General features: G+C 71.3%; 19 protein-coding genes. 9 read left to right on the top strand and 10 right to left on the bottom strand.

Translation table 11 applies throughout. The features are described from left to right. The first annotated feature begins 65 nt into the window (after window positions 1–65). From AQI95_RS11465 to AQI95_RS11455, 3 genes are all read left to right on the top strand, one after another. Entirely contained in the window at window positions 66–1124 is a 1059-nt protein-coding gene (locus AQI95_RS11465; RefSeq protein ID WP_079071190.1) for an ArsR/SmtB family transcription factor, read from the top strand. A gap of 9 nt (window positions 1125–1133) precedes the next feature. Further along, on the top strand, window positions 1134–1631 hold the full coding sequence (locus AQI95_RS11460) for a glutathione peroxidase (protein ID WP_067121052.1): 498 nt from the start codon (window positions 1134–1136) through the stop codon (window positions 1629–1631). 67 nt (window positions 1632–1698) lie between these two features. Continuing rightward, a complete protein-coding gene (locus AQI95_RS11455; RefSeq protein WP_067121050.1) occupies window positions 1699–2565 on the top strand; it encodes a MerR family transcriptional regulator in 867 nt (288 codons plus the stop codon). Window positions 2566–2686: 121 nt separating this feature from the next. Here the strand turns inward: AQI95_RS11455 and AQI95_RS11450 are convergent, their stop codons facing one another. The 3 genes from AQI95_RS11450 to AQI95_RS11440 all read right to left on the bottom strand — a co-directional run bounded on the left by AQI95_RS11450 (window position 2687) and on the right by AQI95_RS11440 (window position 4934). Then, window positions 2687–2878, bottom strand: a complete 192-nt coding sequence (locus AQI95_RS11450; protein WP_067121048.1) for a DUF397 domain-containing protein — start codon at window positions 2876–2878, stop codon at window positions 2687–2689. Between the two features lie 189 nt (window positions 2879–3067). After that, window positions 3068–3925 (bottom strand): helix-turn-helix domain-containing protein, encoded by an 858-nt coding sequence (locus AQI95_RS11445; protein ID WP_067121046.1) that lies wholly within the window; start codon window positions 3923–3925, stop codon window positions 3068–3070. Between the two features lie 253 nt (window positions 3926–4178). Next, entirely contained in the window at window positions 4179–4934 is a 756-nt protein-coding gene (locus AQI95_RS11440) for a GOLPH3/VPS74 family protein (RefSeq protein WP_067121044.1), read from the bottom strand. 195 nt (window positions 4935–5129) lie between these two features. Here AQI95_RS11440 and AQI95_RS11435 point away from each other — a divergent pair, with 195 nt between their 5' ends. Continuing rightward, window positions 5130–7517 carry a D-alanyl-D-alanine carboxypeptidase gene (locus AQI95_RS11435; RefSeq protein ID WP_067121042.1) on the top strand — a complete coding sequence of 796 codons (2388 nt, stop codon included), beginning with the start codon at window positions 5130–5132 and terminating at the stop codon, window positions 7515–7517. Window positions 7518–7717: 200 nt separating this feature from the next. Further along, entirely contained in the window at window positions 7718–9592 is a 1875-nt protein-coding gene (locus AQI95_RS11430; RefSeq protein ID WP_208614141.1) for an MFS transporter, read from the top strand. Window positions 9593–9624: 32 nt separating this feature from the next. Here AQI95_RS11430 and AQI95_RS11425 read toward each other — a convergent pair whose 3' ends face one another. After that, window positions 9625–10464, bottom strand: a complete 840-nt coding sequence (locus AQI95_RS11425; RefSeq protein ID WP_067121040.1) for a hypothetical protein — start codon at window positions 10462–10464, stop codon at window positions 9625–9627. Between the two features lie 93 nt (window positions 10465–10557). On the opposite strand from AQI95_RS11425, the gene AQI95_RS11420 reads away from it, so the two are divergent. Both AQI95_RS11420 and AQI95_RS11415 read left to right on the top strand, forming a co-directional pair. Continuing rightward, window positions 10558–11346 (top strand): SDR family oxidoreductase, encoded by a 789-nt coding sequence (locus tag AQI95_RS11420; RefSeq protein WP_067121037.1) that lies wholly within the window; start codon window positions 10558–10560, stop codon window positions 11344–11346. A 126-nt stretch (window positions 11347–11472) separates the two neighbouring features. After that, the gene (locus tag AQI95_RS11415; RefSeq protein ID WP_067121552.1) at window positions 11473–13041 is read left to right on the top strand and encodes a sodium:solute symporter family protein; all 1569 of its coding nucleotides are present in this window, start codon (window positions 11473–11475) and stop codon (window positions 13039–13041) included. An 18-nt stretch (window positions 13042–13059) separates the two neighbouring features. Here the strand turns inward: AQI95_RS11415 and AQI95_RS11410 are convergent, their stop codons facing one another. After that, window positions 13060–13509, bottom strand: coding sequence for a BP74-related protein (locus AQI95_RS11410; protein ID WP_067121035.1), 450 nt, complete (start codon window positions 13507–13509; stop codon window positions 13060–13062). A gap of 188 nt (window positions 13510–13697) precedes the next feature. Then, complete coding sequence (locus AQI95_RS11405) at window positions 13698–14810, bottom strand: ADP-ribosylglycohydrolase family protein (RefSeq protein ID WP_067121033.1); 1113 nt, start codon at window positions 14808–14810, stop codon at window positions 13698–13700. A gap of 257 nt (window positions 14811–15067) precedes the next feature. On the opposite strand from AQI95_RS11405, the gene AQI95_RS11400 reads away from it, so the two are divergent. Beyond that, window positions 15068–16159 (top strand): tyrosine-protein phosphatase, encoded by a 1092-nt coding sequence (locus tag AQI95_RS11400; RefSeq protein WP_067121031.1) that lies wholly within the window; start codon window positions 15068–15070, stop codon window positions 16157–16159. Window positions 16160–16186: 27 nt separating this feature from the next. Here the strand turns inward: AQI95_RS11400 and AQI95_RS11395 are convergent, their stop codons facing one another. Further along, complete coding sequence (locus AQI95_RS11395; RefSeq protein ID WP_067121029.1) at window positions 16187–18673, bottom strand: tetratricopeptide repeat protein; 2487 nt, start codon at window positions 18671–18673, stop codon at window positions 16187–16189. Window positions 18674–18763: 90 nt separating this feature from the next. On the opposite strand from AQI95_RS11395, the gene AQI95_RS11390 reads away from it, so the two are divergent. Next, entirely contained in the window at window positions 18764–19270 is a 507-nt protein-coding gene (locus AQI95_RS11390) for a DUF2165 domain-containing protein (protein ID WP_067121027.1), read from the top strand. On the opposite strand, the gene AQI95_RS11385 is transcribed toward AQI95_RS11390, so the two are convergent. The 3 genes from AQI95_RS11385 to AQI95_RS11375 form a co-directional block, all read right to left on the bottom strand. Continuing rightward, a complete protein-coding gene (locus AQI95_RS11385; protein WP_067121025.1) occupies window positions 19263–19826 on the bottom strand; it encodes a hypothetical protein in 564 nt (187 codons plus the stop codon). The two genes, AQI95_RS11390 and AQI95_RS11385, sit on opposite strands and share 8 nt — an antisense overlap. A 68-nt stretch (window positions 19827–19894) precedes the next feature. Continuing rightward, window positions 19895–22483 carry a bifunctional FO biosynthesis protein CofGH gene (locus AQI95_RS11380; protein WP_067121023.1) on the bottom strand — a complete coding sequence of 863 codons (2589 nt, stop codon included), beginning with the start codon at window positions 22481–22483 and terminating at the stop codon, window positions 19895–19897. A gap of 49 nt (window positions 22484–22532) precedes the next feature. Next, entirely contained in the window at window positions 22533–23378 is an 846-nt protein-coding gene (locus tag AQI95_RS11375; RefSeq protein ID WP_067121021.1) for a TIGR03619 family F420-dependent LLM class oxidoreductase, read from the bottom strand. Between the last annotated feature and the right edge of the window lie 115 nt (window positions 23379–23493).

Genomic DNA, 23493 nt, shown 5'->3' with positions numbered 1-23493 from the left:
GGTGTCGGGTCGCTACTCTTTCGCCCTGGCGCGAAAGGCCGTACGGCCGCGAGGGGGGTGGCGCAGTGGGATGGTGGCAGCTCAACGCGGACACGCTGGCCGGGAGCCGGTTCGTGATCTCGCCGCTCGCCGAGACCTTCGCCTCGCTGAAGCTGCTGCACGCCGGGGCCGGGGCGCACCCCGGTGAGCAGGCGTGGCTGAGCCGTCATCTGCCGGGCTACCGGGCGAGGCTGGCAGCGGATCCGGTGACCGGGTCGCTGGTGCGGGCCGGGCTCGGACGGGAGTGGATCGCGGACTTCCTGACCCCCGCCCCGCGCGGCGGGGAGCCGTTCGCGGACGAGGTCGCCCGGGTCCGCCGGGCCGCGCCCGACGCGGCCCGCGCCGATCTGCGCACCGCGCTCGCCGGTCCGCTCCCCGCCGAACTGGACCGCGGCGACCTGCCCGAGCGTGCGGCCCTGCTTCTGGAGTGGGTGTGGGAAATGACCGTACGGCCGTCCTGGGAGCGGCGCCTGCGGGTGCTGGAGGCGGATGTGGTCGCGCGCACCGCGCAGGTGAGCCGGGGCGGCTGGGTGAGCGTGCTCGACGCGCTACGGCCCGGGCGCACCCGCTGGCTCGGCGCGAACCGGCTCCAGATCAATCTGCACGAGTACCCGCCCCGCGAGATCTCCGGGGCGGAACTGGTCTTCGTGCCGGTGACCGTGCAGCGGACGGGATGGGTGGCCTGGGAGGACGGGGTGAGGTACGCGGCCGTCTACCCCTGCGCCGGCGCCCTCGCCCACCCCGCCGACCGGGCCGTCCCCTCCGCCCTCGGGGCCCTGCTCGGCCCGGCCCGTGCCACGGTCCTGGTCCTCCTCGACTCGCCGCTGAGCACCACCCAGCTGACCGCGGTGACGGGTCAGACGCTGGGCTCGGTGGGCCGCCATCTGAAGGTGCTCCGGGAGGCGGGCCTGGTCGAGCGGCGGCGGGCCGGGCGCTCGGTGCTGTACACGCGGGCGGCGGCGGGGGACGTGGTGGTGGAGGCCGGGCACGGAACGCTCACCGGGACCGGGAACACGACGCTCACCGGGACCGGGAACGCAACGTTCACCGAGGCTGGTGACAAAGCGGTCACCCGGCGGGGCTAGCATCCGCACATGACTGCTGACCACACCGTGCTCGATGTCGAGATCGGAGCCCTCACCGGCGGCTCCGCGAACCTGCCGCAGTACGAGGGCAAGGCCGTACTGATCGTGAACGTGGCCTCCAAGTGCGGCCTGACCCCCCAGTACACGGGTCTGGAGAAGCTCCAGGAACGGTACGCCGCGCAGGGCTTCACCGTGCTCGGGGTGCCCTGCAACCAGTTCCTCGGGCAGGAGCCCGGCAGCGCCGAGGAGATCGCGGAGTTCTGCTCGGCGACGTACGGCGTGACCTTCCCGCTCACCGAGAAGGTCGAGGTGAACGGCGAGGGCCGGCATCCGCTGTACGAGCGTCTGGTGGGCTTCGCCGACGCCGAGGGGCACAGCGGCGACATCCGCTGGAACTTCGAGAAGTTCCTGATCGGCCGGGACGGCCAGGTCGTCGCCCGGTTCTCGCCGCAGACCGAGCCGGAGTCCGCCGAGGTCGTGGCGGCCGTCGAGGGGCAGCTGGCCTGAGCACCGCTTGACCTTGCCCCTGGGGCAGGGCCGAGCCTCCCTGTCACCGGGCGAAAGGATTCGCCCGGTGACGGAGGATGGCATCGTGGACGACGACCTGCTCACCATCGGCGCGTTCGCCGCGCGGGCCCGGCTGTCGGCCAAGGCGCTGCGCCTGTACGACCGGCTCGGCCTACTGTCACCGGCACAGGTCGACGACTCCAGCGGCTACCGCTACTACCGCGCCGACCAGGTCGAGCGCGCCCGGCTGGTGGCCCTGCTGCGGCAGCTGGACATGCCGCTGACCCGGATCGCCGAGGTGCTCGGGGCCGAGGGCCCCGAGGCCGCGGACCGGCTCGCCGCCTACTGGGCGGACGTGGAGCGCCGGGTGGCCGGGCAGCGGACGCTCGCCGAGTACCTCCGTGGACGACTGTCGGGGAGGAGCTCCGAGATGTACGAGAAGTTCGTGATCGAGACCGTGGACGTGCCGGCGCAGGTGGTGATCACCGAGTCGCGGCACACGCTGGCGGACGAGCTGCCGACGTGGATCGGCGCGTCGCTGGGGCGGCTGGAGGCAGCGGCGCGGGAGTGCGGAGGCCCGACGGGCGCGCCGTTCGTGGTGTACCACTCCGAGGTGTCGATGGAGAGCGACGGACCGGCCGAGTCCTGTGTGCCGGTGGCCGACGAGGCGGCGGCCCGGAAATGGGCCGCCGAGCGGGGGCCGTCCCGGCAGACGGCGGTACGGGTGGATCCGGCGGCCCGGCTGGCGTACACCCGGATCACCAAGGCCCAGGTGGCGCACCCGCAGATCCTGGCCGCCTTCGAGGCGGTGGAGCAGTGGATGGCGGGCCAGGGCCTGGAGATGGCCGGCCCCTGCCGGGAGATCTACTTCGCGGACTGGGACGCGGCGGGCCCGCAGGACCCGGTGTGTGACGTGGCGTTCCCGGTGAAGTAGCCGACCGCACGACCGAGCCCTCTCGGCAAGGACGGCGACTGGTCGAGAGGGCTCTTCTGGTGGTGCTTGTGAAGTTGTTTTCGTCGGGCGGTCTTTACGGACGAGGGTCAGGGAGAGCCCCCTAGGCCTTGACCGAGGTCACGAAGGCGTTCCACGCGTCGGCGGGGAAGGCGAGGACCGGGCCCTCGGCGACCTTGGAGTCACGGACGGCGAGTTCGGCGGTGGTGGGCGACTTGACCTCGACGCAGGCGCCGTTGCCCGCGGAATAGGAGGACTTCATCCACGTCTCCGAAGCGCCCTGAATCAGTGCCATGTCCACTCCTGTTGCGAGTTGCGGTAGTGCGGTTCACGCCAACCTTGTCGTCTGATTGGCGTGATCGACGCTACCGGGCAACTGCCCCCGCTGGAGTAGTCGTTCACTCAACCGGATGGCATATTCCAGAGGAGCCTTCCAATCGGACCGACCAACGGTGTACGATCCGGCGCCCTCTGTGACAGCAGCTCATTCCGCGTAGTCCTTGGCCACCTTCGCAATGAACTGTCGGGATTGCTCCACATTGAGGGACTGTGCCCGCAGATGCTCGTACATCACGGCGTACTTCTGCACGTCCTGGGCCTTCTCCAGGTACAGGTCGCTGGTGACGCCCTCCAGGTACACCACGCTGGAGTCGGCCGCGTCGGTGAACTCCAGGATCGCGTACTGGCCGTTGAGCCCCGGATGCGCGCCCACCTCGAACGGCAGCACCTGCACGGTGACGTGCGGCAGCTGGGACATCTCGATCAGGTGGTCCAGCTGTTCACGCATCACCAGCTTGCTGCCGACGACCCGGCGCACCGCCGCCTCGTCGAGCACGACCCACAGCCGGAGCGGGTTGTTCTCGGCGGTGATACGTTCCTGTCGGCGCATGCGCACCTGCACACGCTTCTCGATCTCGTTCGTCGACGTCTCCGGCAACGCGCCCTGCACCAGGGCCTCCGCGTAGGCGTGGGTCTGCAACAGACCGGTCACCAGCTGGGGTTCGTACACCCGCAGCGACTCGGCGTCGGTCTCCAGCCCGATGTAGACGCTGTACGGGATGTCCCCGAACGTATGCCACCACCCCTGCTGACGCGAGTCCCGCGCCATCTCCATCAACGAGTCGACGATCCGCTGGTCCTCGACCTCGTACACCCCGCACAGGTCGCGCACATCGCGCTGACTGATACTCCTGCGGCCGTTCTCCAGCCGACTGATCTTCGACTGCGACACGAGCAGCCGTTCCGCCACTTCTTCGGCCGTCATGCCCTTGAGCTCACGGAGCCTGCGCAGCTCCTGGCCCAGCCGGCGTCGCCTGACGGTGGGATTGACATTGGACGCCACGGGACGTGCACCTCCGGCTGCCTGCCTGTTTGCTTGCCACTTTCCGTATCTGCTGTTGAGCAGACTGCCACCAAGGTGCTTTCTACCGCTGGGAAACGGTGGATATGCGGCGCGTACGCGTCAGTTCGCCATGGGGCGCCACCCGATTGGGGTGCCGTGGACGCAGTCGAGCGGGACGGCGAGACCACGAGGGTCTCACCGCCCCGCTCTGACCAGCGGCTCCCGAACCGGTCGTAGGGACAGGCCCTACGGCTCAGTGGGCCACGGCACGCGCCATGGACCCGCGGTGCGGCTGCATCGGCACCCCGCGTGCGGGTTCCGCCGCGGACCTGGCGCCGGCCGCGCCCTGTCGGCCGGTGGCGGCCGGCCCACGGCGCGGCTGCGCGACCGCACCGTTCTGCACGTCCATCACGGCGTGCGCGACAAGACCGCCCATGGGGTCGTGCCGGATCAAGTCCCGCAGCCGGGACCTGGACGACCGTCCCTCGTTCCCGGGATACAGGTGCTTGCCCAGTCCGACGGCGTGCGCCAGGGCGGCCAGCGCCGCGGTCCGCGGGTCCGGCGGTACGCCGGTGCGGATCGCCGAATCCAGCCGGGATCGGATCTCCCGGCTGATGGCGGTGTCCGTCGCCTGATAGCGCGTCGTCGGCAGCACCCCGCACATCTGCCCCGGCACGGCGGCGACCATGCCGCACCGCTCCAGATGCGAGAGATAGGTCTGCCTGAGCCCCAATCGGGGCCCGCCGATCCAGTGGACGGCCCGTACCGGAGCGCCGCGCCTTCGCAGCAGCTCCAACGCACAGTCCAGAGTCGGATCTCCTGTCGGCCGTGGCACCACCACGGCGATACGATCCCCGTCTGGGGCTATCCGTCCGGCCAGCGCCAGCTCCACTAGCTGCGCTCCGGCCAGACCGAGGTCGAGCGACTGCGGCTGCGCAGTGGTACCCGTGGCCGGGTCCAATGCCAGCAGCAGAAGCTCCTCCGGAATTGTTCTGCGGCTCCTGCCCATCCATGCCTCCCCGCGTGGATGAATGACAGGGTGACCCCTCTCACATTGGTCTGTCGAGGGTGCGTGACCGGTTCGTGAGGGAACCGGTAGGTATGTCGTTCTCGTCTTCGGCAGGGGCCAGGCCCTCACACAGGACACTGGTACATGGTTCGGACAGGGCGCGCGCGTGGGCGCGCGGCGCAGGAGGAGGCATCGGTGGCGGGCGAGTCCCCCGACAGGTCGAAGCAGCGCGAGTCGTCGCCGGAAGTGACGTCGGGGAGCGCGAGTCCGGTTCCCGAGGCCGGCGATCCGCGGCTCGCGGTCGCCCGCGAAAAAGATTCCTCGCCCGAGGGTGTGGACACCTCGACGAAGGTCCTCTCGATACGTGACGTGAAGACCACCGCGCCGAAGCCGGAGGCCGAGGAGACCCCGGCGGAGGACGCCGCCCTCCGCGAGGCGGTCTCGGCCTGGGTACGCAGCGCCGACACCACCCGCCCCGCAAACAACTCCGACACACCTGCAAACGCCGCCACCGGGCTGGAAGAAGCAGACGAGGAGCAGGCCGAGCCGCAGAACGGCACGGCCGAGAAGAACGACGCCGACGCCGAGACGACGGACACCGAGGCGAAGACGGACGCGGAACCGGAGACCGACGCGGAGGGGGAGACCGCGGCGGCGACGGATGCCGAGCCGAAGGCAGAGGCGAGTGAGGCCGAAGCCGAAACCGAAGCCGAAACCGAGACACCGCGGACCGAGGACGAGCCCGAGGCCAAGAGCGCGCCGGAAGGCGAGGACGCTGCACAGGCCGAGGACGCTTCGGAGACCGAGGGTGCCTCCGAGGGCAAGGACGCTCCGGAGGCCGAGGCCGGACCGAAGGGCGAGGACAGCCCGAAGGGCGAGGACGAGGCCGCGGACGCCGACGGCGAGGACGCCCCGCAGGGGCCACCCGCAGCCGACGACGAGACCCGCGCGGACGGTGCGGGCGGCGGGGACACGGACGCCGAAGACGAAGCCGAGGCGGCGAAGCCCGCCGAAGCGCCGCAGGCGACAGCGCCGCGGGCGGCCGTCGATCAGCCCACCGCCGTCTTCAAGGCCGTGAAGCCCAAGCAGGTCGACCAGCCCACGACCATGCTCAAGCTCGGCGGCGCGTCGGGCACCAAGACCCCCAAGACGCCCAGCACCCCCAAGTCCGACTCCGAGTCCGACTCCGAGCGCACGAGCAAGTTCGTCGCGCTCAAGAACGACATGGCCCCGGCCGCCAAGCCGGACGTCACCACCCCCGTCCCCCAGGTCGGCCCCGAGCGCACCACCCAGCAGCCCCTCCCCCCGAGGCCCCCGCTGGACCTGCTGGCGGAGCTGACGAACACGCCCCCGCCCCCGGAGACCGCGGTCCGCACGATCGTGCGGCGGGTCAAGATCTGGACCCCGCTGGTCGTGCTCCTGGCGATCGTCTTCGTGATCGTGCAGGCGGTGCGCCCGCTGCCGTCCCCCACCCTCGTGCTCTCCGGCAAGGACACCTACACGTTCGGCGGCGGCAGGACGAGCCTGCCGTGGCCGGGCGAGGGCCAGGGCTGGATCGACGCCGACGGTGTCGGCACGGTGGGCAACTTCGGCAAGCAGACCCCTGTGGCCATCGGCTCGGTCGCCAAGACCATGACGTCGTACATCATCCTCCGGGACCACCCGCTCAAGACGGGGCAGGAGGGCCCCAAGATCAAGATCGATCCGAAGGCCGAGACCGAGGGCGGCTACGACAAGGACGGCGAGTCCACGCTCAACACCATCAAGGCCGGTGACTCCCTCACCGAGAAGCAGGCCTTGTCGGCCGTGATGATCCCCTCCGCCAACAACATCGCGCGCCTGCTCGCGCGCTGGGACGCGGGCTCGGAGGCGGCGTTCGTCAAGAAGATGAACGACGCCGCCAAGGAGCTGGGGATGACCCACACGAAGTACACCGATCCCTCGGGCCTGAAGGAGAGCACCGTCTCCACCGCCGAGGACCAGGTGAAGCTCGGCCGCGCGGTCACCAAGATCCCGGCTCTGGTCGCCATCACCAGCGCAGCCAGTTGGACCGACCCCTCCGGGCACTACTGGAACAACTACAACGAGCTGCCGTACAAGATGGGCGCGATCGGCATCAAGACCGGCAGCACCACCGCGGCCGGCGGCAATCTCCTCTTCGCCTCCCGCAAGCAGGTCGGCGGCCAGACGGTGACCATCGTCGGAGCGATCCTCGGCCAGCACAAGCCGAAGATCCTGGATACCGCCAACGCGGTCAGCAGGACTGCGCTGACCGCCGCCCAGGATGCGCTGACCTCGGCGAAGGTCCTCAAGAAGGGCGACGTCGTCGGCTATGTGGACGACCAGCTCGGCGGTCACACCCCGATCGTGGTCACCAAGGACGTCGTCGCGGTCGGCTGGTCCGGGCTGAAGGTGAAGCTGTCCTTCACCTCCGGCAAGGTGCCGCACACCGCGAAGGCGGGCACCCAGGTCGGCACCCTCACCGTGGGTGACGGTACGGCCGGTGCCGTCAAGGTCCCGGTGGCCCTGCAGAAGAACCTGGCAGAGCCCGGTTTCGGCGCCAAGCTGACCCGTCTGGGCTGATCGCACGCACCCTGCCCGGCCCCGCGCACCCCGTCGGCGAAAGGCCCCACCCGGGGGCCCCGCGGCGGGGTGCGTGCTAGCGTCACGAATCGGGGCAGGTCGCCGGTCACGGGACATGACCGCGAACTGGACGGGAAGAGGCCGGGAACACTGTGGAACACGGCCGCGAACAGAAGACGGGACACGGGGAGTGCCTTCAGGTGGCCACAGCGGAGCCGACACGCACCGACGACACCGGTCCGGGCCCGGGATCCGGCCCGCGAATACGCCTGCCCGAAGCGGACCCGGAGGGGCGCACGGGTCGCATCGATCGCACAGACCGTAGCGATCACTCCGGTCGCCCCGGTCACTCCGGTCGCGCCGGTCGGCTCCTCGCCGCCGCCGAGCCGCTGCGCCGGCGGCTGCTGCGGCACCCCGCGCTGTCCATAACGGCCCTCGCGGGGGTCCTGCACATCATCTGGTTCTTCACATTCGCGAACAGCGGTGGCGATCTCGCGGCGCAGGACGCCTGGGCGGAGTTCGTCGGCCGGCACCCGGACTCGGCGTACAACCTCGCCTGGTACGGCGGTATGCACCCGGTGTCGTACAGCGTGGTGTCGCCGTATCTGATGGCCGTCCTCGGCGTCCGTACGACGATGATGATCGCCGGGACCGTGTCGGCCGGCCTGCTGACGCTGGTCCTGATCCGCAGCCGCGTGGTGAGGAACCCGCTGTGGGCGTCGCTCACCGGGGTCGTCGCGCTGCTGTGCAACGCGGTCTCGGGCCGGGTGACCTTCGGGCTCGGCACGATGTTCGCGCTCGGCGCCGTCGCGGCGGTCTTCTGCTGGCCCTACCGGTGGCGGCACAAACGCTGGGCGAAGGCGGCGGTGGCGGCCCCGCTGGCCGGGCTGTCCACCATGGCCTCGCCCGTCTCGGGGCTGTTCGTCGGCCTGGTCGCGGCCGCGCTGTTCCTGCAGAAGCGGCGGCCGGGTGCCTGGGCGCTGGGGATCGCCCCGACGGTGGTGGTCGCCGCCTCGTACTTCCTCTTCCCGTTCTCCGGCACCCAGCCGATGACGATCGGCTCGGTGATACTGCCGCTGTCGTACGGCCTGCTGTGCCTGTTCCTGGTCCCCAAGGAGTGGGTGACGGTCCGGCTGACGGCCGCCGTCTACAGCCTGGGCGTGGTCCTGGTGTGGCTGATCAACTCGCAGATCGGCTCGAACATCTCCCGACTGCCGATGGTGTTCGCAGGTGTGACGCTGGTCGCCACACTGCCGTTCACGGTGCGCAAGTCACGCAAGTGGTACACGACCGTGCTGGCGCTGGTCGGCTTCGCCGGCTGGATCGGCTTCAAGTCGGTGGACGACATCATCCATACGACCCCGGCCGCGTCCTGGGCCCGTGAACTCGCCCCGCTCGTCCACCAGCTGCAGAAGGCCGGTGCCGAGAAAGGCCGGGTCGAGGTCGTCCCGGCGCGCTCGCACCGCGAGGCGTCCGCGCTCGCGCCGTACGTGAACCTGGCGCGCGGCTGGAACCGCCAGGCCGACATGGAGCGCAACCCGCTCTTCTACGACGACACCCTGAACTCGGCGAACTACCACGAGTGGCTCCAGCGCTGGGCGGTGCACTTCGTCGTCCTGCCGAAGGACAACCCGGACGGCGACGGCGGTGAGCGCGAGCGGCAGCTGCTGCGGCGCGGGATGCCGTATCTGGAGCAGGTCTGGGGCGACGCCAACTGGCAGCTGTTCCGGGTCACCGATCCGACGTCGCTCGCCGAGCCCGACGCGGTGGTGGACCGTGCCGGGCAGGGCGAGATGACGCTTCAGGTGCGCAAGGCCGGGCGGATCCTGATCAGGATCCCGTACTCGCCGTGGCTGAGCATCGTCGACGAGCACGGCAAGAGCCTGAAGGCTCCGCAGCAGACGAAGGCGAAGACGTACGTCAACGTCAACGGATGCCTGATGGAGACCCCGGAGGACGCCGAGGGCGACAAGTGGACGATGCTGCTGGCGCCGAAGCCGGGCACCTACCGGCTGGCGGCGCCGTACCAGCTGCCTCGCGGTACGCCCTGCCCGGACGCGCTCAAGACGCCCTGAGTCTGCGTGGAGCGCCCCGGTCGCCCTGAGCCTCAGCGGAGCCGGTCGACGTAGGTGTCCGTGCCCGGAATCGTCGGGACGAACGGGGCCACCAGCTCGACCCTGCCCAGCCCGGCGGCCGTGACGTCCTCGTCGAACCCGGTGAAGTGCTCCGCCCAGCACTCCCGTGGGTCCGTCTGCAGGAACCACAGCAGGGTCAGCCGGGTGTCCGTGCCCTCGACCTGCTTGACGTAGGTCATGCGGTCGCCGGGCAGCGGGGTGGGCCGGAAGACGGTCACCAGTGCGGCCGGGGAGCCGGCGAGGTGCCTCGGCAGATGGTCCTCGCGCAGCCAGTGGAGCAGTTCCGACCGCTGCGCGGCCGACTCGCTGTCGATCACCTCCAGCACGAGCCCGGCGTAGGGATGGTCGAGGGCGTGGAAGTCCCTGGGGCCCGCCGCGCCGTCCCGGTACACCGTCGTCTCGTGGTCCTGGAAGGCCGTGAAGACGTGGGTGCGGTCGTGGTGGACGCGGGCGTCGCGGTTGAGGCGCTTGTTGATGGCGACGGTCCACTTCATGTGGTCGTCGTAGCGGCCGTCGGTGATCCAGTAGGTGGAGAGGTAGCAGCCGGCGGTGACCGGCTGGGCGACGGCCGACTTCTCGGGGCGGCGCAGAAGCTGCAGATCCCGGGTCGCCACCCAGCGGCGGCCGGCGTACATCCAGGGCATGGCCATGGCGCCGGCGTAGTAGTGGTCGTCCTCGTACCAGCGGTTGTAGGCGTACTCGTGGCCGGGGTGCGGCTCGACCATGGTGATCAGGGCATGGCCCGGGTGGACGCCGTACGGGCCCCTGGCTGCCAGTTCGGCGTATGTCTCGCTGCGGGTGTCCTCGCTCACGCGGATTCCCCTCCGTCCCCTTCCGTCCTCCTGCGGTCGCCCATACTCTGACGCCCCGTCAGGTAATCCGCCAGAGTCCGGGAGGTCGTCTTCATGTCACTGCTCACCGGCAAGACCGTGGTCGTCTCGGGAGTCGGCGCCGGACTCGGTCACCAGGTGGCCGCCGCCGTCGTACGGGACGGCGGGAACGCGGTGCTCGGGGCGCGCACCGAGGCGAACCTCGCCAAGAGCGCGGCCGAGATCGACCCGGACGGCACGCGCACGGCGTACCGGGCGACGGACATCACCGACGAAGGGCAGTGCGAGGCGCTGGCCGCGCTCGCGCGGGAGCGCTTCGGCGGCATCAAGGCAGTGGTCCACGTCGCGGCCTGGGACTCCTACTTCGGCGGCATCGAGGGCGCGGACTTCGCGACCTGGCAGTCGGTCATCGACGTGAACCTGCTGGGCACCCTGCGGATGACGCGGGCGTGCCTGCCGTTGCTGAAGGCGGGCGGGGGCGGCAGCGTGGTCTTCATCGGGACGCAGTCGGCCGTCGCCGCGCCCACCCAGGTGGAGCAGGCCGCGTACGCCGCGTCGAAGGGGGCGCTGACCAGCGCGATGTACTCCCTGGCGCGGGAGCTGGGGCCGCACCGGATCCGGGTCAACACCGTGCTGCCGGGCTGGATGTGGGGACCGCCGGTGCAGGCGTACGTCCAGTTCACCGCGCAGACGGAGGGGGTGCCGGAGGCGGAGGTGCTGGGCCGGCTGACGGGACGGATGGCGCTGCCGGAGCTGGCGACGGACGGGGACGTGGCGGACGCGGCGGTGTTCCTGGCCTCGGACCGGGCCCGGGCCGTCACGGGGCAGTCGCTGCTGGTCAACGCGGGAGAGCTGATGCGCTGAACCGTTCCGCCCATCCCTTCCGGCGTTCAGGTCCATGAATGCGAGTCATCAAGTCGAACAATTTTACTCTGACTTGACCTTACGCTTGCTTGTCGCGTTCACGTGACCGCACCCACGATCGAGCACATGAACAGTCTCGACTGGGCCGTACTCATCGGCTACTTCGGTGTGATGGTGGCGATCGGCGTCTGGTCGCACAAGCGTGTGGACAACGTCTCCGACTTCTTCACGGCCGGCGGCAAGATGCCCTGGTGGCTGTCCGGCATCTCGCACCACATGTCGGGCTACAGCGCGGTCATGTTCACCGGGTACGCGGGCATCGCCTACACCTACGGCGTCACCTCCTTCGTCACCTGGTCCTTCCCCATCGCGCTCGGCATCGCCATCGGGTCGAAGCTGTTCGCACCCCGTATCAACCGACTCCGTTCCCGGCTCCATGTGGCCTCCCCGCTGGAGTACCTGAAGAACCGGTACAACCTCTCCACCCAGCAGGCGCTCGCCTGGTCCGGCATGCTGCTGAAGATCGTGGACGTGGCCGCCAAGTGGGCGGCCATCGCCACCCTGCTGTCGGTGTTCACCGGGGTCACCCTGAACCAGGGCATCCTCATCACCGGTGCGATCACGGCCGTGTACTGCACGATCGGCGGCCTGTGGGCGGACGCGCTGACCGAACTCGGCCAGTTCGTCATCCAGTTGCTCGCCGGTGTCTCGATGTTCGTGGCGGTCGTACTGAAGCTGAACGACAAGCACATCGGCTTCTTCGACGCCTGGAACCAGCCGGCGCTGCACGGCCACGGCAAGCCGCTGGTGGGCCCCTACGGCACGGTGTTCCTCCTCGCCTTCCTCTTCATCAAGCTCTTCGAATACAACGGCGGCATGCTCAACCAGGCGCAGCGGTACATGGCGACGGGCAGCGCCCGCGAGGCCGAACGCTCGGCCCGGCTGTCGGCGGCCCTGTGGCTCGTCTGGCCGGTCGTCCTCTTCTTCCCCATGTGGATGTCCCCGCTCCTGGTGCACGCCCAGAAGGCGGACGGCTCCGACTCCTACGGCCTGATGACCGAACAGCTGCTTCCGCACGGCCTGTTGGGCCTGGTCGTCGTCGGCTTCTTCTCCCACACGATGGCCATGTGCTCCTCCGACGCGAACGCGATCGCGGCGGTGTTCACCCGGGACGTGGCCCCGGTGCTGTCCGCTCGCGCGCGGGCCTGGGGCGAGCGCTCGGGCCTGATCGCGGCGCGCGTGACGACGGTCGTCTTCCTGGGCCTGTCGATGGCGGTGGCGACCCAGGTCGACTCCCCCACGTTCAAGGACATCATCACGGTCGTCATCAAGTGGGTGGCCGGACTGATGGGCCCGATCGCGATCCCGATGATGCTGGGTCTGCTCCGCCCGTTCCGCCGCTCCGGCCCCACGGCGGCGCTGACCAGCTGGGCGGCGGGACTGTTCGCGTTCTGGCTGGTGAACTACCCCATCAGCTGGAACGTCTCCGGCGGAGTCCCCCTCCAGTACCAGGTCTCGATCCCGCTCGCGGTCTCGCTGGTGCTGTACATCGCCATCGGCTATCTGAAGCCCGAGGACACCCCCGAGCGGGACGCGATCATCGAGAAGGTCAACACCGACGGGGGCGGGACGGCGGCGGTGCCGGTGCCCGCGGGCGCCGGGGACGACGCGATCGGGGCACCGGCGACGGACTAGGCAGGTCCGGCCCGGGAGTTACGGCCGCGGGACCTCGCGCACCAGGCGCGAGGTCCACGGGCACCAGACCAGACCGGGCAGGAAGGGCCCGCCCGCCTCGTCGAGGTGCTCTTCGGTGTACGGGATGGTCGAGTCGCAGACCTCGATCGCCTGGTCGAAGAAGTCGATGGTGTCGGGGTTGAGGTGGTAGCTCCACCGCGGGTTGTAGTACGCCGTGCGCTTGACGATGCGTCCGATGACGTGCGGCCTGTCCGAGGTCTCGCCGCTGACCAGCTCACGGGCGTGCTCGATCTTCGCGGGGTCGGTCAGCTCGATGGTGAACTGCTCGCGGGTGATGTCCTGGAAGACGAAGTACGCCTTGTCGGCGGCGGCCTTCGCGGGCGCGGCGTGGGCGGTCGTCTGGGCGGCGGTCAGGGCGAGCAGCCCGGCGGCGGCGAGACCGGCGAGCTTCATGAGCTGTCGGCGCACAGAGCACTCCTGGGGTGAGAAGGAAGACAGAGGGAGGAACGCAGGGCCCGAGGACCGGAAGACCGGAATGCGGCCTCTACGTTCCGCGTCTCAACGTAGCCGCGCGACAACTCGCCGTGACCGCACCCGAGTTGGCATCGCCCGTCCGTGGGTACGAAGAGCGGGTAAACCCCTTGTCGGGTGTGCGCCTAGCGCGGATACCGCGCCAGCCACCCCGGCGACGAGCCGGCGGGGCCGTGCAGCGCCGGTCCCTGGGTCATCTCCATCGCGAAGTCGTCGGCGAGTTCCAGCAGCGTCGGACGGCCCTCCAGCTCCACCAGCCATCCCGGCGGAAGGGCCGTCTCTCCGTGCAGCGCGCCGAGCAGCCCGCCGGTCAGGGCGCCCGCCGCGGCCGACGGCCCGCCCTGGTTCACCGCCAGGCACAGCCCGTGCCGCACGTCCTCCCCCACGAGCGCGCAGTACACGGCCGCCGCCAGCAGCCCGTCCGCCGTGCCGTCCCCGGCCAGCTCCTCCACCCGGGTCGGGCCGGGAATCCCCTGCCGCACCGCCCCGAGGGCATGCTGCAGGGCGTCCGAGACGGGCTGGTGGCCGGGGCGGGCGGCGAGCAGGGCGAGAGCCCGCTGCACCGCGCCGTCGAGGCTCTCGCCCCGGGCCAGCGCATGCACGATCACGGCGTACGCACCCGCCGCCAGATAGGCGATGGGATGCCCGTGGCTCTGCGCCGCGCACTCCACCGCCAGCTGTACGACGAGCTGGGGCTCCCAGCCGACCAGCAGCCCGAACGGCGCCGAGCGGGCCACCGCCTCGGGGCCCAGCTCACCGGGGTTCTTGGGCGACTCCAGTGTGCCCATGGCCTCGTCCCCGAACCCGACGAGCAGGCCCCGGGTCGGCTCGCGGCGGGCGTAGAGCCACTCCTCGCGGGCGAGCCAGCCGTCGTCCTTGCGGCGCTCGTCGGGCCCCCAGTCCCGCTGGGTGGCCGCCCAGCGCAGATACGCCCGGTGCAGATCGGTCGGCGGATGCCAGGCGCCGGTGTCGCGGCGCACCTGGGCGCGTATCAAGCCGTCCACCGTGAAGAGGGTGAGCTGGGTGTGATGGGTCACCGTGCCGCGCCGCCCATGGCCGAAGGCCAGGTCGAGCAGCCCTTCGGGACCGTACGCGGCCCGGATCTCGTCCAGGGACAGCGCATCGGCGGGCCCGCCGAGGGCGTCGCCCACGGCCGCCCCGAGCAGGGTGCCGCGCACCCTGCTGCGGAAATCCTGCTGCTCGGCTCGGCCCCAGATGGCGCCGGATGTCGCACCCACCCAGACCTCCTCACGGCACCGTCCGTCCGTACGACGCTCAGCACTGTAATCGACTCCGAACGATCCGTTCACGGGGGCAAATCACCCCCCTCGGGTCATTCCCGCCCAGCCGGCGCTTCCCCGCCGTCGAGAAGAGCGGCCGGCCCCCTTCGCCGGGCGCCGCCGTCCCGGGGCGGCGAGATCACGACCGGTGTTCGACGAGGGCTGTTCAGCTCGTGTTCGTACACCCTTCCCATGGCCACCGAACGATCTCGGCCATGCCGAACAAGACACGTGTCAACGCGGCCGCGTACGCCCTGGCGGCCGCCGCTCTGCTCACCGGCGTCTGCGCGCCCGCCGCCGCTGCCGCGCCGGATGCCGGCGCCCACCACCACGCGCACCACCACGCCTCGCACCGCATCCCGTTCACCGCGGCGCAGGTGACCGCCGAGGACGACGGCTCGTACCGCATCACCTGGGACGCGCCGGGCGTCCGCCGGGTCGTCGTGCGGGCGGACGGCCGTACGGTCGCCGTCGGCGGCTCCTCCGCGACCGTCAACGTGCGCGGGCTGCCCGCCGCCGACCGGCAGTGGTTCGACCTCGTGCCCGACCGGGGCGAGGGCCTGCACCTCGCCGACCGGCTGGTCAAGCTCCAGGGCACCGTCAACTTCCGTGACGCGGGCGGGTACCGCACCGAGGACGGCCACTGGGTGCGGATGGGCGTGGTCTACCGCTCCGACGCGCTCAACAACCTCACCGACGCCGACCTCGCCAAGCTCCAGCGCCTCGGCATAGCGGTCGACTACGACCTGCGGACCGCCTCCGAGCGTACGAGCGGCCCCGACCGTCTGCCCGCCGGCGCCCGCCATGTCGTCGCGGACGTCCTCGGCGGGTCCGGCGCGGTCAGCACCATGCCGACCTCGCCGCAGGCGGCCGAGCAGATGATGGTCGGCGCCGAGAAGTACATGGTCAGCGGCGACACCGCGAAGACCGCCTACTCCTCGGTCTTCGCCGGCCTGGTCGAGGACGCGGACGGCAGCCTCTACCACTGCACGGCCGGCAAGGACCGCACCGGCTGGGCGAGCGCCACCCTGCTCACCGCCCTCGGCGTACCCCGCGAGACGGTCATGGCGGACTACCTCGCCTCCAACGACTACCGCGCCGCCGCCAACGCCGCGACCCTCGCCGCCCTGCCTCCGGCGCAGGCCGCGATCTACAAGCCGCTGCTGGACGTCCGCGCCGAGTACCTCGACTCCGGCTTCGACGAGGTCGCGCAGAAGTACGGCACCTTCACCGCCTACGAGAAGCAGGCCCTCGGCCTGGACTCCCGTGAACTGCACCGGCTGAAGGCGCAGTTGCTGGAGGGCTGACCGCGCCGGGCGGCGTGCCGGAGCGGGTCAGTCGACGGACGAGGGGTGCTCGTCCGATGGCCAGGGTTGCGGCGCCGACAGCCGGTCGGCGTGCGCCTCGTCCGCCTCGGCCCGATCGTCCGCGCCGAGTGCGCGGTGCACCGCCGCCCGCCGCCGCAGCGCCCACACGTACACCGGATCGAGCAGCAGGGCCCGGTCGAAGTCGGCAAGGGCCTCGCGGAGGCGGCCGAGGTTGGCCCGCGAGGCCCCGCGGCTCGCGTACGCCGACGTGTAGTCGGGGTCCAGGGCGAGCGCCCGGTCGTAGTCGACGAGGGCCTCCTCGTCCCGGCCGGCCACCCGGAGCGCGTCACCGCGTTCGCACCGGCCCCAGGCCCAGTCCGGCTGGAGGGCGAGGGCCCGGTTCAGGTCGGCGAGCTGCCGCGTCCGGTCCCGGCGGGCACGCCACAGCCGGGCACGCCGGGCGAGCGCCCACGCGTAGTCGGGGTTGAGGTCGAGGGCACGGTCCAGATCGGCCAGCGCCTCCTCCAGCTCGCCCCGGGCGAGGCGGGCGGCCCCCCGGGAGGCCCAGGCGAACGACTGGCCGGGGTCGATCCGGATCCCGTGGTCGAGGTCGGCCAGCGCCTCCTCGTACCGGCCCAGGATCCGCAGGTGCTCGCCGCGCAGGAACATGTTGTACGGGTTGTCCGGCTCCAGCTCCACCACCCGGCGCAGATCCACAAGGGCCGCACGGTAGTCACCGAGGGAGCTGCGCGCCAGGACCTTGCCCCGCAGGGCCCGCACCAGCGCGGGATCGAGCGCGAGGGCCCGGTCGTACTCCTCCAGTGCTCCCTGCTGGTCGCCGCCGCGCGCCAGGGCGTCGGCCCGCACCGCGCGGGCCGTCGCCCGCCACGGCTCCTCGCCCCCCGCCCGGTCCAGCAGCACCCCGGCCACCCCGGCCACCCCGTCCGCCGTGAACGCCTCCGCGAGCGCGCTGCCCCAGCTCTCCAGGTTCCGCGAGCCGGTGTCCTCGCCCGCCTCGGCCGGCAGGCGCACCCAGCGCCACAGGACGTCGTCGCCGTGGTCGCAGGCGGTGACGAGGTCCCCGAGGACGCCGGGCAGCGCGGTACGGGGATCCGCGCACAGACAGTGGTAGGACTCGGCGAGGCGCAGTTCCCGCCAGTCCTCCTCCTTCCAGAACTCACCGGGTTCCAGTGCCGCCTCGGTCTCCGCGAGCCACCGCGTGAAGGTCCGCGCGAGCTGCCGGTGGCGCTGCGCCCAGCCCCTGGGCGACTGGCGGCGCTGGAGCCGCAGCATCGGCGCCCGGACGAGATCGTGGTACCGCATCCGGTCCCCGCGCTCGCTGATGAACGGCATGCCCCGCAGCCACGCGTACAGCCCGTCGAACTCCTCCTCGGGGCACTCGACCACGGCCCGGACCACGTCCGCGTCCAGCGTCCGCGGCAGCGCGCAGGCCAGCGCGGTGGCCCGGCGCACCGGGTCCTGCTCCCACTTCAGGAACCGCTCCACGGCCGTCCCGCTGGGATCGCCCACGTCGCGCGGGTCGGCAGGGCGGGCCTCGGCCAGGGTCGAGACGAGAACCGGCAGTCCTCCGGTCAGCCGCAGCACCTCGGCGACCACCGGCTCGGCCCGGACGCCCTTGTCCGCGAGGAGTCCGCGCGCCTCCGCCTCCGTGAACGGACCGAGCGGCACGTCCGCCACGAAGTCCGCGAATCCGCCCCAGCGGGCGGAGGCGAGCGGCAGCTGACCGGCGGTCACCAGGACGACATCGGCCGGCAGGGCGCCGTGCCGGTCCGTCGTCATGATCTCGTGCAGCCAGCCGTCCAGGAACCGGCCCGTGCGCTCGTAGGTGTCGAAGAGCAGGACGATCCACGGTACGCAGGGGGCGAGAGCGGCCAGTTCGCCGAGCAGCACCGGCGTCAGGACGCGCTCCGGCGACAGCACCAGGTGCACGTCCTCCTGGTTGCGCAGGCGCGCGCTGAGTCCGGCGCGCAATCGGTCGGCGCCCTGGGCGAGCCGGTCCGCGTCCAGGGCGCCCGTGAACGGTCCGACGCCCGGCACCATGCCGAGTCCGACGAGCCCGGCCCGCGCGACGGCGAGCGCACCGGCCGACGGGCGCGGTGCCGTCTCGGGCTCCAGGGCGAGGGCCGCGGCCTCGGCCTCGTGCCGCCGCTCCCGGTGGGTGGCCAGTGCCTCGTCCAGCTTCTTCAAGCGGTGGCCCTGCCGGGCGAGTTGGTGGCTGATCACCGCCAGCGCGTCCGGCACGCTGCCCGCGCTCTCGTCCACGTACGCGGTCAGCGCCCCGCGTTCGCGCGCGATCTGCTCCAACTCCCGCACCAGGAACGTCTTCCCGACGCCCGCGTGGCCGTGGACGTGGAAGAGGAAGCGGTGGCGTTCGTCCTCCGGGGCCAGGTCCAAGTTCTCGCGGAACGCGGCCCGTTCGCCGCTCCGGCCGATGAACCCCGCGCGCCTTCGCCGTGCGATCAGCTCCTGTATCGACGGCCGTGCCTGCGCCATCCGTGCGTCCGCCCTTCCCCCGTGGCCCGTCCCTCATTCTGGCGCAATGGACACGTGCTGACCCGGTCTCCGGTAGGAGAGAATTCGGCCATGACCACCACCCCCACGCGCAACTCCGGCCTCAGGCCGGCCGCCGGTGTGCTCACCGGCATACTCGCTCTCTACATCGCCCTCGTCGCCTTCGGGAACATCACCGACTTCGGCACGAACCAGCAGTTCGTACGGCATGTGCTGGCGATGGACACGACGTTCAAGGACCACGACCTGATGTGGCGGGCGATCACCAGCACCGGCCTTCAGGACACCGCGTACGTCCTCATCATCGTGTGGGAGACCGTGTCCGCGCTCGTACTGATCTGGGGGACCTGGCTCTGGGCGTGGCGCAAAGACGACCTCGCCCGCCGTGTCTCCACCTACGGCCTGCTGATGCTGCTGCTGCTCTTCGGCGCCGGGTTCATCGCGATCGGCGGTGAGTGGTTCTCGATGTGGCAGTCCAAGTCGTGGAACGGGCTGGACGCCGCCATCCGGATCTTCACCCTCAGCGGGGTCGCTCTGATCGTCAACCTGCTGCCCTCCCGCCAGGAGGCGGCTAGCTGACGACCGCCACCGTCGTCCCCTTCTCGCCGAAGGACCACAGCGCGGCTCCGTCCTCCTTGTGGAGGCGGATGCCGCCCAGCTTCTGGCCGTTCGCGGGCGGCGGCGAGGAGCCGTCCAGGGCGTTGGAGAAGGCTATGAACACGCCCGACACCTTGTCGAAGTACATGATGTGCTCGACCTCGACGCCGTCCGAGCCCTTGAGGGACTGCGTGCGCTGGGTGATCGAGTAGCGGCCGAGCCGGGGGTTCACCGTGCCCGGCCACACCGTGAACGAACGCGTCGCCTTGTCCGTCGCGTCGACCAGCCAGACCCGCTTCCCGCCGAGCGAGTAGACGATCCGGCGGCCCTCGCCCGAGGCGGCGGGCAGCGCGGGCGGGGCCGAGGGCTTCGGGGCCGTGGACGCGTGGGCGCCCGCGGACGCCGACGCGCCGGGCTTGGCCACGGCGGCCGTGGGATGCGGCCCGTGGTCCGCCTGCACGGCGAGGGCGACGACGGCCGCGGTCGCTCCCGCCGTCAGACCGGTGACCCAGGCCCACGAGGGCAGTCGGGCAGCCACGGGTACGCATCTCCTCCGCTAGGGGGCGCTCTGGGGCCCCTTCTCGGTACGGGGTCGGATCATCGTACTCAGTCCAGCACCGGCAGCAGTTCCGGCAGGTGCCCGTCGGAGGCCTGTGCCGCCTGCCGCCGCTCCTCGCAGACCTCGCCGTAGAGCGTGGTGCGCGCTCGGGCCGGGCGGCCGGCCGCCTCGGCCACGGCCACCAGGTCGCGGATCGACTTGTACGAGCCGTAGGAGGAACCCGCCATACGGGAGATCGTCTCCTCCATCAGCGTGCCGCCGAGGTCGTTCGCGCCGGAGCGGAGCATCTCCGCCGCACCCTCGGCGCCCAGTTTCACCCAGCTTGTCTGGATGTTGGGGATCCAGGGGTGGAGGAGGAGACGAGCCATCGCCGTCACCGCCCTGTTGTCCCGCGTCGTCGGGCCGGGACGGGCGATGCCCGCCAGATAGACCGGCGCGTTGGTGTGGATGAAGGGGAGGGTGACGAACTCCGTGAAACCGCCCGTCTCGCGCTGGATCCGGGCCAGCGTGCGCAGATGGCCGAGCCAGTGGCGGGGCTGGTCGACATGGCCGTACATCATCGTGGAGGAGGAACGGATGCCCAGTTCGTGGGCGGTCCTGATCACCTCGATCCATGTCGCCGTCGGCAGCTTGCCCTTGGTCAGCACCCAGCGGACCTCGTCGTCGAGGATCTCCGCCGCCGTGCCCGGGATGGAGCCCAGGCCGGCCTCCTTGGCCGCCGTCAGCCATTCGCGGATCGACATACCGGTGCGGGTGGCGCCGTTCACGACCTCCATGGGCGAGAAGGCGTGGACATGCATGCCCGGGACCCGCTCCTTGACCGCCTTCGCGATGTCGAAGTACGCCGTCCCGGGCAGGTCGGGATGGATGCCGCCCTGCATGCACACCTCGACCGCGCCGACGTCCCAGGCCTGCTGGGCGCGGTCCGCGACCTGCTCAAGGGAGAGCGTGTAGGCGTCCGCGTCCGTCCTGCGCTGGGCGAAGGCGCAGAAGCGGCAGCCCGTGTAGCAGACGTTGGTGAAGTTGATGTTGCGGGTGACGATGTACGTCACGTCGTCGCCGACCGCCGCTCTGCGCACGTCGTCGGCCACCCGGCACAGCGCGTCCAGCGCCGGGCCGTCCGCGTGCAGCAGGGCCAGGGCCTCGGCCTCGGTCAGCTTCGTCGGGTCGTCGGCCGCCGTCGCCAGGGCCTGGCGCACGTCCGTGTCGATCCGCTCGGGTGCCATGCCGGGCGCGGCTGCCTCGCGCAGCGCCTCCCAGTCGCCGTACACCTCGTCGAAGTCGTCCCGGCGGTCGCCCGTACGGCCCTCGGTGTCGATCGTGCGGTGCAGGTCCGTGCGGCCGGCCGGGAGGGCGAAGGTCTCCTCCGGCTCCTGCCAGGGGCGGCCCTCGACCACCGCGTCCGCACGCGCGAGCCCCGTGTCCGGATCGGCGAGCGCGCCGACGTGCGGGCGCAGCCGCGGGTCCAGCCAGGGCTCGCCGCGACGGACGAACTCCGGGTAGACGCAGAGGCGTTCGCGCAGGCGGAAGCCGGCGGCGGCCGACCTCGCGGTCAGCTCCTCGATCTGCGGCCAGGGGCGCTCGGGGTTGACGTGGTCGATGGTCAGGGGCGACACCCCGCCCCAGTCGTCGATGCCCGCGCCGATCAGGCGCTCGTACTCGGAGTCGACGAGGTTCGGCGGCGCCTGGAGGCAGGCCGCGGGGCCCATGATGTGCCGGGCGACCGCCACCGTGGCGACCAGGTCGTCCAGCTCGGCGTCCGGCATGCCGCGCATCGCCGTGTCCGGCTTGGCGCGGAAGTTCTGGATGATCAGCTCCTGGATGCCGTGGTAGGCCCTCGACACCTTCCGCAGCGCGAAGAGGGACTCCGCGCGCTCCTCGTACGTCTCGCCGATGCCGATGAGCAGACCGGAGGTGAAGGGGACCGAGGAGCGGCCGGCGTCCTCCAGCACCCGCAGCCGGACGGCCGGTTCCTTGTCGGGGGAGCCGTGGTGGGGGCCGCCGGGCTCGGACCACAGGCGGGTCGCCGTGGTCTCCAGCATCATGCCCATGCTCGGTGCCACCGGCTTCAGGCGCTGGAAGTCCGTCCAGGTCATGACGCCCGGGTTGAGATGGGGCAACAGGCCCGTCTCCTCCAGGATGCGGACGGAGACGGCGCGGACGTAGGCGATGGTGTCGTCGTAGCCGTGCGCGTCGAGCCACTCGCGCGCCTCGGGCCACCGGTCCTCCGGCTTGTCGCCGAGGGTGATCAGGGCTTCCTTGCAGCCGAGGGCGGCGCCCTTGCGGGCGATGTCCAGCACCTCGTCGGGGGACATGAACATCCCGTGCCCGGCCCGGCGCAGCTTGCCGGGGACGGTGACGAAGGTGCAGTAGTGGCACTTGTCCCGGCACAGCCGGGTGAGGGGGATGAAGACGCTCTTCGAGTACGTGATGACACCGGGCCGGCCCGCTTGTTCGAGGCCCGCGTCACGCACCCTGGCGGCGGACGCGGCGAGGTCGGTCAGGGCCTCGCCGCGGGCCTGGAGCAGCACCGCCGCTTCGGAGGCGTCGAGGGCGACACCGTCCCGGGCGCGTTTGAGGGCGCGACGCATGGAGTTCTCGGTCGGGCCGGTTCCAGAGGTCGCGGAAGTCGTCATCCCTCCACCATACGTTCGGCTTGATCAGGCCCTGCCGGCTCCGTCCGGCCTACAAGAAGCTCGCGTACGCGTCCAGCGCCTCCAGCACCTGTGCCTCCCCCGCCGACGGCAGCTGCAGCACGGCCTCCTCGATGCCCAGTTCGGCGTAGTGCGCGAGCTTGCCGGGGGTCGGCAGGACCGCGTACGGGACGACCTGGAGGGCGGCCGGGTCGCGACCCGCGTCCGCCCAGGCCGAACGCAGCACCGGCAGGGACTCGGTGAGGCCCCGGCCGCCGATCGGCAGCCAGCCGTCGGTGTACTCGGCGATGTGTGCGAACAGCTTCGGGCCGGCCGCCCCGCCGATGAGCGTGCGCGGGCCGACGACCGGTCCGCGCGGCTTCTGCACCGGTTTGGGGTGGGCGTGGCTGGCGCGTACGCTCCCGAACTCGCCGTCGTGGGCGGTCGGTTCCGCGGACCACAGCGCCTGCATGAGCCGCGTGCGGTCCCGGACCAGTTCCCGGCGGGCGCGCCAGGCGACGCCGTGGTCGGCGGCCTCCTCGACGTTCCAGCCGTAGCCGAGGCCGAGCGTGAGACGGCCGCCGGACAGATGGTCCAGGGTGGCGATCTGCTTGGCGAGGGCGATGGGGTCGTGCTGGGCGACGAGGGTGATGCCGGTGCCGAGGGTCAGCCGCTCGGTCACGGCGGCGGCCTGGCCCAGGGCGACGAAGGGGTCGAGGGTGCGGCCGTACTCCCTCGGGAGGTCGCCTCCGGCCGGGTACGGGGTGGTCCGTTCGACGGGGATGTGGGTGTGCTCGGGCAGGTAGAGGCCGGCGTAGCCGCGCTGCTCGAGTTCGCGGGCGAGTCGGACCGGCGCGATGGTCTCGTCGGTGAGGAAGATGGTGACGGCGATACGCATGTCCCATCTGTACCGGGCCGGATCTCCTCTGTCCATACCGACTGGTCGGCATTACCCTCCCATGGTGTCGCGCGCATGACACGCAGCCTTCCATCAACTCCCGTCTGCCAATTCC

Source organism: Streptomyces yokosukanensis (genome assembly GCF_001514035.1).
Taxonomy (GTDB): domain Bacteria; phylum Actinomycetota; class Actinomycetes; order Streptomycetales; family Streptomycetaceae; genus Streptomyces; species Streptomyces yokosukanensis.
Note: the sequence above shows the minus strand (reverse complement) of the source record. Positions and strands in the feature narration are given on the sequence as shown.

Excerpts from the sequence above, each read along its gene's own strand:
- AQI95_RS11375 (WP_067121021.1), bottom strand. The coding sequence starts at position 23,378 with ATGCGTATCGCCGTCACCATCTTCCTCACCGACGAGACCATCGCGCCG.
- AQI95_RS11420 (WP_067121037.1), top strand. The coding sequence starts at position 10,558 with ATGTCACTGCTCACCGGCAAGACCGTGGTCGTCTCGGGAGTCGGCGCC.
- AQI95_RS11415 (WP_067121552.1), top strand. The coding sequence starts at position 11,473 with ATGAACAGTCTCGACTGGGCCGTACTCATCGGCTACTTCGGTGTGATG.
- AQI95_RS11460 (WP_067121052.1), top strand. The coding sequence starts at position 1,134 with ATGACTGCTGACCACACCGTGCTCGATGTCGAGATCGGAGCCCTCACC.
- AQI95_RS11390 (WP_067121027.1), top strand. The coding sequence starts at position 18,764 with ATGACCACCACCCCCACGCGCAACTCCGGCCTCAGGCCGGCCGCCGGT.
- AQI95_RS11395 (WP_067121029.1), bottom strand. The coding sequence starts at position 18,673 with ATGGCGCAGGCACGGCCGTCGATACAGGAGCTGATCGCACGGCGAAGG.
- AQI95_RS11450 (WP_067121048.1), bottom strand. The coding sequence starts at position 2,878 with ATGGCACTGATTCAGGGCGCTTCGGAGACGTGGATGAAGTCCTCCTAT.
- AQI95_RS11380 (WP_067121023.1), bottom strand. The coding sequence starts at position 22,483 with ATGACGACTTCCGCGACCTCTGGAACCGGCCCGACCGAGAACTCCATG.
- AQI95_RS11440 (WP_067121044.1), bottom strand. The coding sequence starts at position 4,934 with ATGGGCAGGAGCCGCAGAACAATTCCGGAGGAGCTTCTGCTGCTGGCA.
- AQI95_RS11400 (WP_067121031.1), top strand. The coding sequence starts at position 15,068 with ATGCCGAACAAGACACGTGTCAACGCGGCCGCGTACGCCCTGGCGGCC.